The following is a 16,290-nucleotide window of genomic DNA, read 5'->3' as shown; positions in this document are numbered from 1 at the left end:
CAATTAAAACATAGCCTTTCCTTTAATAATTATCTCAGTCTCATGTTAGTCTTAAACAAGCACTATCAAAAAGTAAGTATGTTTAGTATATCCCCTTTTTCAGATAGATTCAAAACATAAGATTTTATTAAAACAGCAAAGAAACAAATCCAATACACTATTAACAGCTAATTGATTTTTAACGTTCCCCTTGCATCTGCTTTTCTCGTTCTTCCTCTCGTTTTCTACCTGCTACGTTTGTAGGTGCTACCGCCGTAGCACCTACCGATAATCGACTTCTTCAATCTTCTTCTTTCTCGCTCTTCCTCTCGTTTTCTACCTGCTACATTTGTAGGTGCTACCGCCCCTTTTTTCATATTAAATTTCATTCCCTCTAGTTTTTCCCCTCCCCTTTCATGTAAACTAATAGAGTATGTATAGATTCAACTAGAGAAGCACCGGAACTAAAATTCGGTTTCGATGCTTAAACTATTATTAAATTCTTCAACTATGAACGTAAGTTTTGGAGGCAATCATGCTATTAGAAGCTGAACAACTATTAAAAAAACATTATGGCTATGACGAGTTTCGTAAAGGTCAAAAAGAGATCCTCGGAAAAGTTTTTTCTCATAAAAATACGATGGGAGTTATGCCTACGGGCGGTGGAAAGTCAATTTGCTATCAAATTCCTTCCCTGGTTTTTGACGGGGTCACTCTAGTTATATCTCCACTTATCTCTCTCATGAAAGACCAAGTGGACGAATTACACGAAGCGGGCATAGACGCAACATTCATCAACAGCTCACTTGGTTATGAAGAAGTTCGCGAAAGAATTCAAGGTATTCAACAAGGCACATACCCCCTCGTTTATGTTGCTCCTGAACGTTTAGAATCTGCTAGTTTTTCACACCTGCTTCAATCGTTACCAATAGCGTTAGTTGCTGTTGATGAAGCTCACTGTTTATCTCAATGGGGACATGATTTCCGTCCAAGTTACTTGAGAATTCCTGAACTCATTGAACAAATAGCTAGCTCACCAGCTGTGTTAGCACTTACGGCAACAGCTACTCCTGAAGTTACAAAAGATATATGTAAGTCCCTATCGATTCATTCGGACGATGTCGTCCAAACGGGTTTTGCGCGGAAAAATCTGTCTTTTCATGTAATGAAGGGGGTAGACCGGGATGTGTATATTAAAGACTATTTAAAACGGAATCCCAGCCATTCTGGAATCATATATGCCGCAACTCGTAAAGAAGTCGAGCGTCTCCATGACAGGCTCCATCAACAAGGAGTCGCTGTCGGAAAGTACCACGGTGGTTTGTCAACGGATGATCGACGCCGTATGCAAGAAGAGTTTGTTTATGATCAAACTCAGGTGATGGTTGCGACGAATGCATTCGGGATGGGGATTAATAAATCGAATGTTCGTTTCGTCATTCACGCTCAAATGCCCCGAAATATTGAAAGCTATTATCAAGAAGCTGGACGTGCCGGACGCGATGGTGAAGATAGTGCGTGCATTCTATTATTTAGCGCTCAAGATATTCGGATCCAGCAATTTCTTATAGATCAGTCAAGTATGGAAGACGACAGAAAAGCAAATGAGTACGCTAAACTCCAGGCAATGGTTAATTTTTGCCATACAGAAAATTGTCTGCAAGCATACATCCTTGCCTATTTTAAAGATACGAATATAAAACCATGTGGAAGATGTTCGGAGTGTGTCGATGATCGGGAAACTGTAGATGTTACCAAAGAAGCACAAATGGTTTTCTCCTGCATTAAACGGATGGGAGAACGTTTCGGTAAAACAATGGTAGCCCAAGTTCTCGTAGGTTCTGCAAACCAAAAGGTAAAAGATTTCTCGTTTCAAAAACTTACTACTTATGGACTTTTGAAGAACCGAACTCAAAAAGATGTTAGTCAATTTATCGACTATCTTGTTGCATCACAATATTTAGCTTTAACAAGTGGTAATTTTCCTGTCCTGCAACTAACTGAAAATGTGGTACCGGTTTTAAAAGGAGAAGTAAATGTCGTTAAAAAACAAGCGATACAACCAAAACAAATTCAAAAAAGTGATCCACTATTTGAAAAACTAAGGGAGTTACGCCGCCAATTAGCAAAAACGCATGAGGTTGCACCTTATATGGTATTTTCTGATCAGACATTAAATGAACTTTGTTCTAAACTCCCGGAAACGGAAGCAGAAATGCTTGAAGTTAAAGGGGTCGGTCAAACCAAATTGGATACGTACGGAAAACCATTTTTAACAACAATTTCAGTGTATCTAAAAGAAAGTCCTAAGCAGCAAGCTGTACAACAGACTAAAAAAGCCGATGGAATTGGTCTAGAAAAAGACGAGACTCCTAGTTTTATAAAAACTTATGAGTTGTATAAAGAAGGACGCACACTCGAAGAAATAGAACAGCTTCGTGCTATTAAGAAAACTACTGTTCAAAGTCACCTTTTACAAGCAGCTGATGAGGATTACGACGTCAATTTTGATTCATTAATAGACGTTGCACAGCTTCCCTTAATAGAAGAGGTTGTCGATAGAATCGGCTTAGAGGATGGGTTAAAACCTTTAAAGGATGCTTTGCCTGAGGAAGTAGACTACTTCACGATCAAAGCATTTGTTAATGACTATCTAGCTAGAAAATAAACATAAATACGCACTAGAAACTAGCATAGGAAAATCTTCGGCCTAGAGCGGATTCGAGCCCTCTGTTCAAAATAATAATCTCTAAAAAATAAAAAAAGGACCGAGGTCTCGGTCCTTTTTTCAGAAGATAAGAATGTATAAGTTGACAACTATCTTTACGCCACGCGTGTCAAGGGAAACCCACCCTTCATTTCGAGTAGCACCTACACGCAGTTACGTAGGTGCTACTCGGGGTGGCGAAAGATCACGCTGTATTTAACAAAAGACGGCTATGCCGTTTTTCTTATGCAATCTTCTAAACTGTCTTCTTCACAATATTTTGTTCCATATCGTCTATTTGTACGGTTAAAGAGCTGACTAAGTTATTCAACGAGAGCGTAATCTGATTAAATTCATCAAATGTCGCTAGTTGTTGTTCAGAGGAAGCAGATATATTTACTGAGCTAGCTTTGTGTTTTTCAATGATATTCGTCATTTCACTTACTGCATTCAGAACCTCGGACATATTTTTTCCTATCTCATTTGTAAGATAATGAAAATCCTTCGTTTCATCGTTACCTTGCTCGATTTCGCTGATAATTTGATCTAACACCACAGCGGTGTCCCGAATCTGACTTGATCCCATCGTTACCTCTGACTTATTTATCTTCATTACTTCACTCATGTCTTTCGTGTCCTGTGTTAAATTAACCAAGACAGAGTTTATTTTACCTGCGTAACTACTCGATTGATCTGCTAGCTTCCTTACTTCTTCTGCAACAACGGCAAACCCTTTCCCTGCTTCTCCAGCACGAGCTGCTTCAATCGCTGCATTTAGAGCAAGCAAGTTTGTCTGGTCAGCTATTTCGGAAATTAACGCTAACGTTTGTTTAATCGTGGTCGTCCTTTCATTTAATCGACTCGCTACTAGTTCCATCTTATCAACTGCGTCCGCCATTTGAGACATTCTTTTTTCTGTTTCAACCATACTATTTTTACCTTGCATTGCTTTTGACACAGCTTGATTAGATGTTTCGGCTGATCGTTGAGCCTGTGATGTCATTTTATCAACACTGGCTGACATTTTCTCTATTAGTTCGGTGCTTCTTTTCGATTCGTTTAGCTGAACATTTGCTCCATCAACCATTTCAATGATCGAGTGTGTAATTTCATTCGTGGCGACCGTTGACTCAGATGCCCCAGTTTCCAAACTTGAAACACTTGTTTTTAATTCAGAAGTAGTCTTAGAAATGTGGCCCATTAAATTATTTATCCATGTAATTTGCTGCGTTTCGTTTTCGAGAACAGTAGCATCAAATCGTTGTCTGGCCATGATTTGAATAACGATAACTGCACTAGTAAAAAGTAAAAATACGGCATGAATCATCAATAATGTGAAAGGATAATCCCCTGTTCCACATAAAAGTTCCGGAATCGTAAAGTAGCCTACGAGATGTTGAAAAGTAAAAATGAATTGTACTTATTACAACAAGTCGAACACTTTCAAAATAGGCTAGGCTTGCTAATACCATAAAAATCGAAAAATGATACTCCACCATTCCATCTCCGCCAGCTATAATTGAGATACTTCCGAAAGTTAATGCTAGCATAATAAGGACTGGGATAAACTGATGCGCTTTATTTTTCCAGTACAAAAAACTAGCTGCTGCTAATAATAGAATTGGTATGATGAGAATTAGGTTAAGAAGAGGTGTCAAGCTCGCCGGCTGACTGGCAGCTGTTTGTGAAAGTAACAAATACATATCAAGCCAACCAATTCCGCAATGCATGTAATGAATAAAGACCGATAATAAAACAACAACAACTGAAAAAACCAACATAATGACATTCTTTTTCTCTTGCAAATCATTCACTCCTACCTCAAATTTACTAAAACTTTTGACTTAGTATTTAATACCCAGTATCTATAAACTATTTTTCGACATTTATTTTATTATACTTGTACTAAGGTAATACAAATAAAAAAAGTGTGTAAAAAGGCCCTTGTTTAGCCTTTCAACACACTTTTTATAATTCGCACAGATTATAGCAATAGATACAGCCTTCAAAACGAAACCTATTCTATCTCTTCGTTTACCTTAAACGCAATATGCGTTCCTTTCACTGCATCGAAGTAACCTAAATCGGTAAGCTTTAATGCAGGAATAACAGGTAAACACATGAAAGACAATGCCGAAAATGGATTAAAATCTCCGTTGAACCCTAGTTCAGTAAGGGACTTATCCAATTTTTTTAATTCACTATAGGTTTTCTCTCCCGTTCCAGATGACATTAGTCCAGCTATGTTTAAGGTAATACTTGCTAAAACTTCTCCATCCTTCACAAGAACTATACCACCGTTGATTCTCTCTATTTCTTGAATAGCAACAAGCATGTCTTCATCATTCAAACCTGCTGTGACCAAATTATGAGAATCATGGGCAACTGTTAAAGCAATAGCGCCTTTTGTAAAACCTAGTCCTTGAATGATACCAAGCCCGACATTCCCGGTGTTATGGTGACGCTCAATCACTGCCATTTTCAAAAGGTCAACGTCTCCTTCTGGCTGGAATTCACCTTTTATAACAGATGGTTCCACGGTAATTTTTTCGGTAACGAGACTGTTAGGTTTCAATTTAATCGCGTAGGATTTTTCACCTTTTTCCATCTTCATAGACAGCATTTCTTTCGTGAAACAGGTGAGATTCACAGAGCTCATCAATGCAGAAGGAGGGGCTTTAATTAATGCTGCTTCAGAAAGCATTTCCCCTTCCTTAGCAACGAGTTTTCCATTTTTATACACCTCTTCAACTTGAAATTCCTCCAAGTTTTTAATAAACAAAAGGTCTGCTTGATAACCGGGTGCAACTGCTCCTTTCGTTTTCAGACCATAACATTCAGAAGCGTTTAATGTCGCCATTTGAATCGCCAGAATTGGATCTAGCCCTTGACTGACAGCAAGCCTGACATTATCATCAATGCTTCCATTTTCTTTAAGTTCATCTAAATGCTTATCGTCTGTGCAGAACAGAAATCTTCGGGCATTTCCAGCATTGACTAGTGGAATGAGTGATCGTAAATCTTTTGCTCCAGAACCTTCTCGTATAATGACATAGAGCCCCTTACGTAATCTTTCTTTCGCTTCTTCCATTTGCGTACTTTCATGGTCCGTTGTGATGCCTGCCGAACCATATACATTCATTGAATGAGCATCTAGTCCTGCGCCATGACCATCAATGACCCGATGTCTCGTTCGTGCATCTGTTAGCTTCTGTATCATTCCCGGTTCTGCATTAGAAACAGACGGGTAATCCATGACCTCTGCTAAACCAATCACTCTTGGATGCTCATAAAAAGGTGCTAAATCTTCTGCGGAAAGCTCTGCTCCGGAATTTTCGAAAGGAGTGGCTGGTACACACGAAGGTAACATAAACAACGTGTCCAATATACTTCCTTCTGAATCATCTAACATGAATTGTATTCCTTCTACTCCTGCTACATTAGCAATTTCATGAGGATCAGTTACTACGGTTGTTACGCCATGGGGAACGACTACATGGGCGAAGTGACTGGGTGGGACCATGGATGATTCGATATGGACGTGACCATCAATCAATCCTGGCACGATGTATTTCCCTTTAGCATCCACTGTCTTTTCTCCTTCATAGGAACCAATTCCTACAATGAAACCATTATGAATAGCCAGATCTTCTTCTTCAATTTCCAGTGTAAAAACATTGACAATCTTCCCATTCTTAATAACAAGATCCGGTTTTATCTCTTTATTCGCTGCTTTTATTTGTTCAATAATTTCGTAATTCATACTCGATTTTCCCCCCTGCAAAATTCTGTTTTATTCCAAGTATTGATTTGATGTGTTCATCGTTAGTTAGTATTCGGTTATTATCCACTTTATAAAATTTTATTTAGGCTGTATTAGAAGGGAAACTACAGTATCTAAAAAACTCTAGGTTTAGCTAAACCTAGAGCAAGATTTTAAATATTATTTTATATTATAAAGGATTCAAAAGCCAATCGTCTATTTATCGTTAAGTTTCTTCACACGATCCTTACCTTATTAACCAACTTCGCTTTTTAATTGACTGTAATACAGATCAGAATAAAAGCCGTTTTCTCCTAATAGTTGATCATGGGAGCCCTTTTCAATGATTTGGCCTTCCTCTAGTACTAAAATCTGATCGGCTCGTTGAATCGTATTTAGCCGATGGGCAATGACGAAACTTGTCCGTCCCTTCATTAGTCGTTGTAAGGCTTCTTGAATTTTTAATTCGGTGATCGTATCAATACTACTTGTTGCTTCATCTAAAATTAAGATGGATGGATCTACTAGCAGAGCGCGAGCAATGGATAATAATTGCTTTTGCCCTTGACTGATACCTCCTCCTTCTGCATCTATTTCCGTATCATATGCATCAGGCATTTGTTCGATAAACGAATGGGCATTTGCCGACTTAGCCGCTTCCACTATTTCCTCGTCCGTTGCATTTAAACGACCATAGCGAATATTTTCCCGAATAGTCCCTTGGAACAAAAATGAATCCTGTAATACAAAAGCCATCTGCTTCCTTAACGACTCTCGTTTGACAGAGGAAGTATCGACACCATCAATAGATATGACACCATCTGTAGGATCATAGAAGCGTGAAAGTAAACTAATAATGGTTGTTTTTCCAGCTCCAGTAGGGCCTACAAAAGCAACCATCTCACCCACATCAGCTTGGAATGATATACCGGAAATTGTCTCTTCATCATTCTCATAGGAAAAAGATACGTCTTCAAATACTACCTCACCTTTTACATTATTTAATTCTATTTTTTCTCGTTCATCAATCAATTCATTATCTTCATACATAATTGTAAAGACCCTTTCGGCACCTGCAATAGCAGATAAAAGGGTGTTGAATTGATTCGCCAAGTCATTTAAAGGACGGGTGAATTGTCTGGCATACTCCGCAAAGATCACAATAACTCCAATTGTTACCACACCATTAATTGCTAAAATTCCACCGACACCAGCAATGATTGCAAAACTAAAGTTATTCAGCATGTTCATCAGTTTCGGAATGAATCCAGAAATAGTTTGTGCCCAAAATCCAACCTTTTTCAATTCAATATTACGTTCTCCAAATTCCTGAATGACTTTATCCTCTTGGGAGAACGTTTTAATAATTCTTTGTCCAGACATTGTTTCTTGAATATATCCATTCAGCTCACCAAGATTTTTTTGTTGAGCTTTAAATAATACGCCTGTTCGTTTTGTAATCCATTTCATTCCATATACCATAACTGGCACGATTGTCAACGTAATAAGAGTCAGTAACGGACTTAAGTAAAACATCACAGAGAGTGTACCAATTAAGGTCAGAATACTGGCAAAAATTTGTATCACTGAGCTATTCAAGGTATTGCTTACGTTTTCTATATCATTCGTTAACCGGCTCATTAAATCACCGTGCTTGCGTTTATCAAAAAAGGGAATTGGCAAAGTGTGTAAATGATCAAATAAATTCGTTCTCATTTTATACACCGTTTGCTGAGCAACTTGAATCATCCAATAATGCTGCAGCCACACCGATGAAGAGTGAAGGACATAGATGAGAGCCAACGAAAAAAGTACCCACTTTAGTCCCGTTGTTTCTTCTGTCACGATAAAATTATCAATCGACATACCTACGATAAACGGACCTAATAATGCAAATAGAGAACTGAAAAATACCATTAAAAGTACTAGGAAAAGACGAGCCTTGCTTTCCGAAAGATAAGCCCAAATCCGTTTAAGTGTTCCTTTCCAATCCTGAGCGCGTTTTGTTGTTTGGGGTTGACTTCCCCCTTTTTCATCTGTTGTTTCAGTGTTAATCTTGAATTTTTCCTGCTGAAAAGGTTCTTTTAGTTTATCTAGCACCTGTTGCCCCCTCCTTTCCCAATTGTGATTCATAGATTTTCAGATAGAGAGGGGAAGAACGCATTAATTCCTCATGAGTTCCTCTTGCTGAGATGGTGCCATTCTCCATCAGCAGGATTTGATCTGCATTCATTGTCGTACTCATTTTTTGGGTAATCATAATCGTGGTGCAAGAATAATTTCTCAACGCATCAAGTAATCTTCCCTCAGTTTTCACATCTAATGCACTGGTACTATCATCTAATAGAAGAATTTTTGGTTTTCTAATGAGTGCTCTCGCAATCGATAACCGTTGTTTTTGTCCTCCGGAAAGATTGACACCTCTCTGGCCTATTCGCGTATCAAAGCCATTTGGTAATTCTTCAATCGTATGATAAATCTGAGCATCTTTTACGGCCTGTATCATCTCATCCAGACTTGCATCTTCTTTGCCCCAGAGCAAATTGTCATATATCGATCCCGTAAACAGCATAGCTTCCTGCGGGACGTAGCCAATTTGCCTGCGTAAGTGAGACAGCTTCATTTTTCTAATGTCCTGTCCATCAATCCAAATCGTACCATCATCAAGATCATATAACCGAGGAATTAGTTGAAACATCGAAGTTTTCCCCGCACCCGTAGCACCTAGGACCGCAACCCGGTCGCCAGCTTTCGCTTGGAAGGACAAGCCGTTAACGACTCGTTTCTCTTTGTTAGGATAACGAAAAGTAACCCTGTCAAACTCAATTTCTCCAGCAGTAATTCTTGGGCCGTTCGGTTGATCATCTGCATCCTTTAAATCTACTTCTTCATCCAGTACATCTGCAATTCTATCTGCAGAAGCACGCGCTCTCGAAAACATAATGACAATCATCGAAAATATCGAAAGGGCACCCGTCATTCTCGTCACATAGTTCACGATTGCGACAACTTCTCCGACACTTGCACCTCCATTATTAACACCTACACTACCAAACCAGAGCACAGCCATAATACTTCCGTTCATCACGAGTAAAATGACTGGCATCGTTGCTTCGATAAGCCGTAATGCTTTCACCGTTTTCACACGTAGTTCGTCGGATGCTATCGTAAAACGGTTGGATTCGTACTTTCTGCGTATAAACGCTTTAATAAGCCGTATCGCTGTTAAATTTTCCTGAACAACGTTATTAACGATATCCACTCTGGCTTGGACAGCTTTAAACATCTTGCCTGCTTTTCTCACCATCCACACAAGAAAGGCAATGAGGAAAGGTATCGTTACTACGAGAATTAAAGCAAGCTGAACGTTCACAAATAACGCCATAATAATCGATCCGATGACGAGAAGCGGAGCTCTAAGCATAATTCTCAAACTCATAAAAATCGTATTCTGAATTTGATTGACATCATTTGTCATCCTTGTCATTAAAGATGATGTAGGAAATTGACTAAAGTTAGAAAATGCGAAAGACTGCACCTTCTCAAATAGTTTGGTTCGCAAGTCAAATCCAGTATATTGACTGGCATGAGCCGCATAAAAAGAATTGATCACACCAGCTGCGAAGGCTATGAGGGAGAATCCTACCATGACACCGCCCCAAAGCATCACGACAGATAAATCATTCTGCATAATTCCATCGTCAATAATTTTTGACATGAGCAACGGCTGAAGAAGTTCAACCGTTAGTTCAACAATTGTTAAAAAAAGTGCTACATACACTGCTACCCGATACGGGCCCAGAAATGAAAATAAACGTTTCATATAGGATCTCTTCTTTCAAATCTATTATTGTTTCCACTACAAAAGAGGGAATTTTCTGATAACTATTAACACCTTTGTATTTATCTCCTATATTACTTTATCATAAAAAACGATTTCTTGGCACGAAAATGTTTCGAATTGCGAAGTAGTTATTATAAAAAAAACCTACAGTAAAGCCGATGCTCAGCTTAACTGTAGGCCTATTTTAAATCTCTTCATAACCTAGTTCTTATTTAAAAACATTACTGTCCCATCATTTCGTCTACTTGCTCTCGGTTATTATCGATCCACTCTTGTGCTACTTCCTCTGCGTCTCTTCCACCTTCTTCAATTTCAACGATCATTTCTTCTACATCATCAATGGAAATACTCCAGTTACTGAAAAATTCATACGCTTCTGGTGCTCGTTCCTTGAGATCATTACTCGTCACTACATGAACAGATGATGTCTCAAAAAATCCTTTTTCATTACTTATAATTTTCAAGTCAAATTGATTAAACATTGTGTGGGGGCGCCATCCGTAAAAAACTACCGGACTCTCAGTTGACATCTTACGTTGAGCCTCGGCGAGCATCCCACCCTCTGAGGAAGCAACCTGTGTCATATCCAAATCATAAGCTTCAATTAATTCATTTGATTCTTTTGTAGCACTCGCTCCTTCTTCAATTCCATACATTTCATTATTAAATAAATCTTCATTTCCTACTATGTCTTCAACAGAATTAATATCTTCCATATACGCCGGCACCGTCCAACCCGTTTCCGCTTCCGGATAACTCACGGCAGTGTCAGAGACAGAATCAGAATATTCCTCTAAATAATTTTCGTGCATCGGCATCCATGAATCCATGAACACGTCTAGATCGCCTCTTGAAAGACCGACGAAAATACTCCCTACATCTGCATCTGTTTGCTCTACTTCATAACCCATTTCTTGTAAAATCAAGCTTGCCACTTCTGTTGGTGGGATTGTGCTTGTCCAAGGTGTTACACCAAACGAAATTGTTTCACCTTCACCCACTGCCCCCTGATTTGCATTACTATTCGTAATTTCTCCTGCATTGTCGTCTTCAGCACCACATCCTGCTATAGCGGTAACTACTGCTGTACTTATTAATACATTTATTATTTTCTTCATAATTCATTTCCTCCTATAATTTATAATTTATCGCCAATACCTTGTGTAATACGGTCTAGAATTATTGCTAGAACAACGATTCCGAGACCCCCAGTTAATCCAAGTCCAACATTAACCGTAGAGATTCCTGAGAGAACGACAGATCCAAGTCCAGGGGCTCCTATCATCGAAGCGATAACTGCCATTGATAATGCAAGCATGACAGTCTGATTAATCCCCGCCATAATCGTTGGTAAAGCTAATGGAAGCTGAACTTTAAATAAAAGTTGTTTTGCCGTTGAACCAAATGCTAATGAAGCTTCCACAGCAGCTTCAGGTACCTGCCTTATTCCAAGACTAGTCATTCTTACCGCTGGGGGTGTTGCAAAAACAAAGGTTGAGATAACTGCCGGTACTCCGCCTAATCCGAACAATAGGATAGCTGGGATTAAATATACAAAACTCGGTAATGTCTGCATAAAATCCAAAATAGGTCTGATAATTTTATCTGCCACTTTATTCGTAGCGGCAAAAATTCCTAGTGGGATACCTATTATTATAGAAAAGAACGTGGAGACAATAACGATGGATACCGTTTGCATCGCTGCTTCCCATAAATCCACTGAACCTATATAAATAAAACCGATCAATGTGAAAATGGCAACATTTCTTCCTGCTATTTTCCAAGATATTACGATTAATATTAGCGTAATTAGTTCAGGTGGAATAAGAATGAGTCCGTCTGTAACGCCACCTATAAATATTCTGAGTATCCTGCTAATTTCATTGAAGAATCCCCCCATTACAGGAAGCAACCAATCGTTAACAAAGTTGTTGGTCCATTCCTCTAAAGGAAAGTAAAAATAGTTCATTGAGATGACACCTCACTTTTATCCTTGCCTAGCACTAATCCAGATAGGATAGATACTCTTGAGATAATTCCCAATAGTTTCCCATCCTTCATCACGACAATAGGATATTTAGCTTCTACTGCAAGACCTATCAAATCGTTTAGGATCGCTTCTGGATCCACTGTAGGAAGATCTCGTATTAAAAGATCGTCAATAGGTAAGCTTTCTTTATAAGCTTTAATTGCATCATCAATCGTTAAAAGCCCTCTGAAAGTTTTGTCCTTATCTACTACAAAAATACTGGATGCACCAACATCCTCCATCTTTCGAACTGCCGCACGAGGGCCATCTTTGAAGCTCATGAGGACTTCTGGTGTTTTCATTACACTGGACGCCTCTAAAATCTTAGAACGATCAACGTCTTCAACAAAGTTCGACACATAATCATTAGCAGGGTTTTCAAGAATTTCTTCGGAAGTTCCTATTTGAACGATTTTCCCATCCTTCATAATTGCAATTCGATCTCCTAATTTAAGTGCTTCATCTAAGTCATGTGTAATAAACAAAATGGTTTTACCTAGTTTATCCTGAAGGTTTAGCAGCTCATCTTGCATTTCTTTACGAATTAATGGATCCAAGGCACTGAATGCTTCATCCATCAGCAAGATGTCTGGATCATTTGTTAATGCTCGTGCTAATCCAACTCGTTGTTGCATCCCACCACTTAGTTGATCCGGGTAGCTGTTTTCATATCCTTTTAACCCAACATCTTCAATCGTTTTTTGAGCTTTCTTTTCACGTTCCTCTTTCGCAACACCTTGAACTTCTAATCCAAACGCCACATTGTTAATAATTGTGCGATGAGAGAATAAACCAAACTTTTGAAAAACCATTCCAAGTTTTTTTCGTCGTGTTTCGATCAGCATTGATTTACTCATCTTTGTGATGTCTTCTCCATCCACAAGTACTTCTCCGTCAGTTGGATCAATTAGCCGGTTTACCAGGCGAATTAATGTTGATTTCCCGCTTCCAGATAATCCCATAATGACAAAAATTTCTCCTGCTTCTACTGCAAAAGAGGATTGGTTTACACCAACTGTTAATCCTGTTTCTCTATGAATGTCTTCCTTTGATTCTCCATTCTTGAGGCGTTTAAGACCTTGTTGAGGATGGGGACCAAAGATTTTTGTTAAGTTTTTGACTTCAATCTTGCTCATAGACAATCTCACCTTTCTTTACATCCACCAACAACTATTGTTTTATTCCAATTCTCCTACCTGCTTGTTTTGGGATTTCTAAATGCTTCTGTTCTTGCCTTAGTCTCGAAATATGATCGGTAACACCGGATGGAAACGAAGCAGGTTTATGTTGGGCAGTATCCATTCCCATTAACATTTGCTCATTCGTTGCGAGGAGATCCCCTTTTTCATTTTGCATATGAAAGAAAATGTGAAGTCGTTTTTCATCATCGTCGAGTAATTGCATAAACACTTGCAAAGCTTCACCTTCATGTGCTTCTTTAAGATAACAAAGGTGTGATTCTAACGTGAAAATCGTATATGCATATTTCTGGCGGGCTTCCGCGTGTAGACCAATTTCATTAATCCAGCTATCTGTCGCCAAACTAAAAACTTTTGCATAGGCCGCATCATTCATATGACCGTTATAATCGACCCAATCCTCTAAAACTTTACAAGAATAACGAACAGGCGATTGTTCCATGGTTAATCACTCCTCTCTAAGATTAAATGTTTGTTTGCGAAGAAACAGACACTGGCCAATATTCCTCTACTAATTCCAATTGCTTCACTAAGAATTCATTTCGTTTTTGTTCCAACTCAGCGATTGTTGCATTTCCTGCACTCGCTTCACAGCCCGAAATGACTTTTTCCTTTAATTCATCTGTAAGTTCAGGAGCCGTAAGCTTTGTCCAAGGAAGTTTCAATGCAGGGCCAAACTGCTCAAGCATATGACGCATACCTTGGTCTCCACCGGCTAGATGAAAGGTAAGAAATGGCCCCATTTGTGCCCAGCGAAGGCCTGCTCCATAAGTAATGGCTCTGTCGATTTCTTCTGTTGTAGCAATCCCATCATTCACTAAATGCAACGCTTCACGCCAAAGAGCCTCCATTAGGCGATCAGCTACATGTCCCTCTATTTCTTTTGAGATTACTAAAGGTTTCATATTTAAGTTTTCAAAAAACACTCGTGCTTTTTCCATCGTTTTGTCATCTGTTGCTTCACCGCCGACTAGCTCTACAAGGGGTAAAATATATACAGGATTAAACGGATGTGCCACGATAAGTCGTCCTGGATAAGTCAATCCTTCCTGTAAAGTGCTTGGCATGATTCCAGAAGTACTTGAACCTATAATGACGTTGTTTCTAGCATGCTCATCGATCGCTTTTAGTACATTCTTCTTCAAGTCTTCCCGTTCTGGTACATTTTCTTGTATATAGTCAGCATCTTTCACAGCTGCCTCCACTGAACTTTCAAAGGATAAGCGATCCTGAGACGCCCCTTCAGCCAGTCCCAATTGCTCTAACGAGTTCCAAACACGCTTTAACATATTTCTTGTGCGCTCTTCTGCTCCAGGTGCTGGATCATAGGCAATGACATCGAAACCCTTGGCTAAAAAACGAGCAATCCAGCCGTTTCCTATCACACCCGTTCCAATAACGGCAATTTTATAAGACTCTTGCATCAGTATCTTCCTCCATTATTTAGAATTTCTTAAACCGTAATATGAACGGGCTTCTTGTGGTGTCATCACTTCGATATCCTGTTGTTCAAGTAGTTTAACTGCTTTTTCTACGAGTTGATCGTTACGGGCTAGAACACCTTTCTTTAAATAAAGATTATCCTCTAGTCCAACTCTGACATTTCCGCCGAGCATCGCTGCTTGGGCTACGATCCGCATTTGCATACGACCTATCCCAAAAGCAGACCAACTAGCATTAATCGGAAGGCGACTCTTCATATATAGTATCGTTTCGACATCTGCGTCCGCTCCCCACGGTATCCCTAAACAAAATTGGAACATAGGATCTCCATCGACGAGCCCGTTATCTACAAGATGTTTCGCATAACGTAAATGACCTGTATCAAAGCATTCTAATTCAGGCTTTACACCACTTTCTTGGATTAGTTTCGCCTGTTTTTCTAACCATTCTGTTGGACTTACATAAATCATATTGCCGAAATTTACACTGCCGCAGTCTAATGTACACATTTCCGGTAATAATTGCCCTATCGGTTTATGGCGTTCTTCAGGTGTTTGCACATGAGAACCATCTCCACCAGCAGCAGGTGTATCTAAACTAGGGATAAAATCCCCTCCACCTCCAGCAGTAATGTTAATAATGACATCTGTTTTAGAATCACGAATACGATCAACAATTTCACGATAGTGATCGATATCATGGCTGACTCCCCCTGTTATTGGATCACGTGCATGTACGTGGGCCACAGTAGCTCCTGCTTTTGCTGATTCAATTGCCGATTCTGCAATCTCTTTAGGAGTTACCGGTACATGATTATTCTTTTTTGTCGTTTCTCCAGCACCTGTAACAGCTGCAGTAAGTAGAACTTTTGCCATTTTATCTCCTCCAATATTCATATAATTTAGTATGTAATCATTTTAGTGTACCATCTGGACGGTTAATTAATATGTTATTGACTATACATGAGACAAGTATTGTTTGCAATGTTTCCTTCATGTAAACACTTAATTTGTTAACCTTTTAAAAGCATGTAACCTTTGACCACCCAAGGGATTCTCTTCATTGAAAAATGAATAGACATTTTTGAATGCCAGCATATTTTTAGTTATCTAAACTTGTTATTATTATCAGACAAGAACCTTTCTTCTATCCGAAAATTTCTATATATAAGAAAACTGCATTACAGTCTTTGTTGTTACCACAGAAGCTTGTTTCGAAGAATTTCCGCTAGAACTGATTGCCCTCCTATTATTTAAAGGGAAATTACATTTCCTAAAAACTAATAATTTTATAGATTACCTCGCAAAAAAACTCCCCTAAATATTA

At 38.9% G+C, this 16,290-nt stretch carries 13 protein-coding genes; 1 reads left to right on the top strand and 12 read right to left on the bottom strand.

Annotated features, from left to right (window positions below):
- Positions 1 to 224 precede the first annotated feature (224 nt).
- Positions 225 to 368, bottom strand: coding sequence for a hypothetical protein (locus ACHABW_RS19725; RefSeq protein WP_435757844.1), 144 nt, complete (start codon positions 366 to 368; stop codon positions 225 to 227).
- A gap of 146 nt (positions 369 to 514) precedes the next feature.
- On the opposite strand from ACHABW_RS19725, the gene recQ reads away from it, so the two are divergent.
- Positions 515 to 2,647 carry a DNA helicase RecQ gene (gene recQ / locus ACHABW_RS19720; protein ID WP_435757842.1) on the top strand — a complete coding sequence of 711 codons (2,133 nt, stop codon included), beginning with the start codon at positions 515 to 517 and terminating at the stop codon, positions 2,645 to 2,647.
- Between the two features lie 295 nt (positions 2,648 to 2,942).
- On the opposite strand, the gene ACHABW_RS19715 is transcribed toward recQ, so the two are convergent.
- From ACHABW_RS19715 to ACHABW_RS19665, 11 genes are all read right to left on the bottom strand, one after another.
- On the bottom strand, positions 2,943 to 4,013 hold the full coding sequence (locus ACHABW_RS19715; protein WP_435757855.1) for a methyl-accepting chemotaxis protein: 1,071 nt from the start codon (positions 4,011 to 4,013) through the stop codon (positions 2,943 to 2,945).
- Positions 3,982 to 4,491, bottom strand: a complete 510-nt coding sequence (locus ACHABW_RS19710; RefSeq protein ID WP_435757840.1) for a hypothetical protein — start codon at positions 4,489 to 4,491, stop codon at positions 3,982 to 3,984. Before ACHABW_RS19710 ends, ACHABW_RS19715 begins: the two co-directional genes overlap by 32 nt.
- 212 nt (positions 4,492 to 4,703) lie before the next feature.
- The gene (gene ade / locus ACHABW_RS19705; protein WP_435757838.1) at positions 4,704 to 6,449 is read right to left on the bottom strand and encodes an adenine deaminase; all 1,746 of its coding nucleotides are present in this window, start codon (positions 6,447 to 6,449) and stop codon (positions 4,704 to 4,706) included.
- 255 nt (positions 6,450 to 6,704) lie between these two features.
- A complete protein-coding gene (locus ACHABW_RS19700; protein ID WP_435757836.1) occupies positions 6,705 to 8,549 on the bottom strand; it encodes an ABC transporter ATP-binding protein in 1,845 nt (614 codons plus the stop codon).
- On the bottom strand, positions 8,539 to 10,272 hold the full coding sequence (locus tag ACHABW_RS19695; protein WP_435757834.1) for an ABC transporter ATP-binding protein: 1,734 nt from the start codon (positions 10,270 to 10,272) through the stop codon (positions 8,539 to 8,541). Before ACHABW_RS19695 ends, ACHABW_RS19700 begins: the two co-directional genes overlap by 11 nt.
- 242 nt (positions 10,273 to 10,514) lie before the next feature.
- Entirely contained in the window at positions 10,515 to 11,411 is an 897-nt protein-coding gene (locus ACHABW_RS19690) for a glycine betaine ABC transporter substrate-binding protein (RefSeq protein WP_435757832.1), read from the bottom strand.
- 20 nt (positions 11,412 to 11,431) lie between these two features.
- A complete protein-coding gene (locus tag ACHABW_RS19685) occupies positions 11,432 to 12,262 on the bottom strand; it encodes an ABC transporter permease (protein WP_435757830.1) in 831 nt (276 codons plus the stop codon).
- Entirely contained in the window at positions 12,259 to 13,458 is a 1,200-nt protein-coding gene (locus ACHABW_RS19680; protein ID WP_435757828.1) for a quaternary amine ABC transporter ATP-binding protein, read from the bottom strand. The genes ACHABW_RS19685 and ACHABW_RS19680 overlap by 4 nt, the downstream gene beginning before the upstream one ends.
- A 34-nt stretch (positions 13,459 to 13,492) precedes the next feature.
- On the bottom strand, positions 13,493 to 13,963 hold the full coding sequence (locus tag ACHABW_RS19675) for a thioesterase family protein (protein ID WP_435757826.1): 471 nt from the start codon (positions 13,961 to 13,963) through the stop codon (positions 13,493 to 13,495).
- Positions 13,964 to 13,985: 22 nt separating this feature from the next.
- On the bottom strand, positions 13,986 to 14,945 hold the full coding sequence (locus ACHABW_RS19670; RefSeq protein ID WP_435757824.1) for a 3-hydroxyacyl-CoA dehydrogenase NAD-binding domain-containing protein: 960 nt from the start codon (positions 14,943 to 14,945) through the stop codon (positions 13,986 to 13,988).
- A gap of 15 nt (positions 14,946 to 14,960) precedes the next feature.
- The gene (locus ACHABW_RS19665; protein WP_435757822.1) at positions 14,961 to 15,839 is read right to left on the bottom strand and encodes a 3-keto-5-aminohexanoate cleavage protein; all 879 of its coding nucleotides are present in this window, start codon (positions 15,837 to 15,839) and stop codon (positions 14,961 to 14,963) included.
- Between the last annotated feature and the right edge of the window lie 451 nt (positions 15,840 to 16,290).

It is taken from the genome of Salipaludibacillus sp. CF4.18 (assembly GCF_051262595.1).
GTDB lineage: Bacteria > Bacillota > Bacilli > Bacillales > Salisediminibacteriaceae > Salipaludibacillus > Salipaludibacillus neizhouensis.
Note: the sequence above shows the minus strand (reverse complement) of the source record. Positions and strands in the feature narration are given on the sequence as shown.

Coding starts and splice junctions, on each gene's coding strand:
- ACHABW_RS19675 (WP_435757826.1), bottom strand. CDS start 13,963: ATGGAACAATCGCCTGTTCGTTATTCTTGTAAAGTTTTAGAGGATTGG.
- ACHABW_RS19670 (WP_435757824.1), bottom strand. CDS start 14,945: ATGCAAGAGTCTTATAAAATTGCCGTTATTGGAACGGGTGTGATAGGA.
- recQ (WP_435757842.1), top strand. CDS start 515: ATGCTATTAGAAGCTGAACAACTATTAAAAAAACATTATGGCTATGAC.
- ACHABW_RS19680 (WP_435757828.1), bottom strand. CDS start 13,458: ATGAGCAAGATTGAAGTCAAAAACTTAACAAAAATCTTTGGTCCCCAT.
- ade (WP_435757838.1), bottom strand. CDS start 6,449: ATGAATTACGAAATTATTGAACAAATAAAAGCAGCGAATAAAGAGATA.
- ACHABW_RS19685 (WP_435757830.1), bottom strand. CDS start 12,262: ATGAACTATTTTTACTTTCCTTTAGAGGAATGGACCAACAACTTTGTT.
- ACHABW_RS19690 (WP_435757832.1), bottom strand. CDS start 11,411: ATGAAGAAAATAATAAATGTATTAATAAGTACAGCAGTAGTTACCGCT.
- ACHABW_RS19695 (WP_435757834.1), bottom strand. CDS start 10,272: ATGAAACGTTTATTTTCATTTCTGGGCCCGTATCGGGTAGCAGTGTAT.
- ACHABW_RS19725 (WP_435757844.1), bottom strand. CDS start 368: ATGAAATTTAATATGAAAAAAGGGGCGGTAGCACCTACAAATGTAGCA.
- ACHABW_RS19665 (WP_435757822.1), bottom strand. CDS start 15,839: ATGGCAAAAGTTCTACTTACTGCAGCTGTTACAGGTGCTGGAGAAACG.
- ACHABW_RS19715 (WP_435757855.1), bottom strand. CDS start 4,013: ATGATTCATGCCGTATTTTTACTTTTTACTAGTGCAGTTATCGTTATT.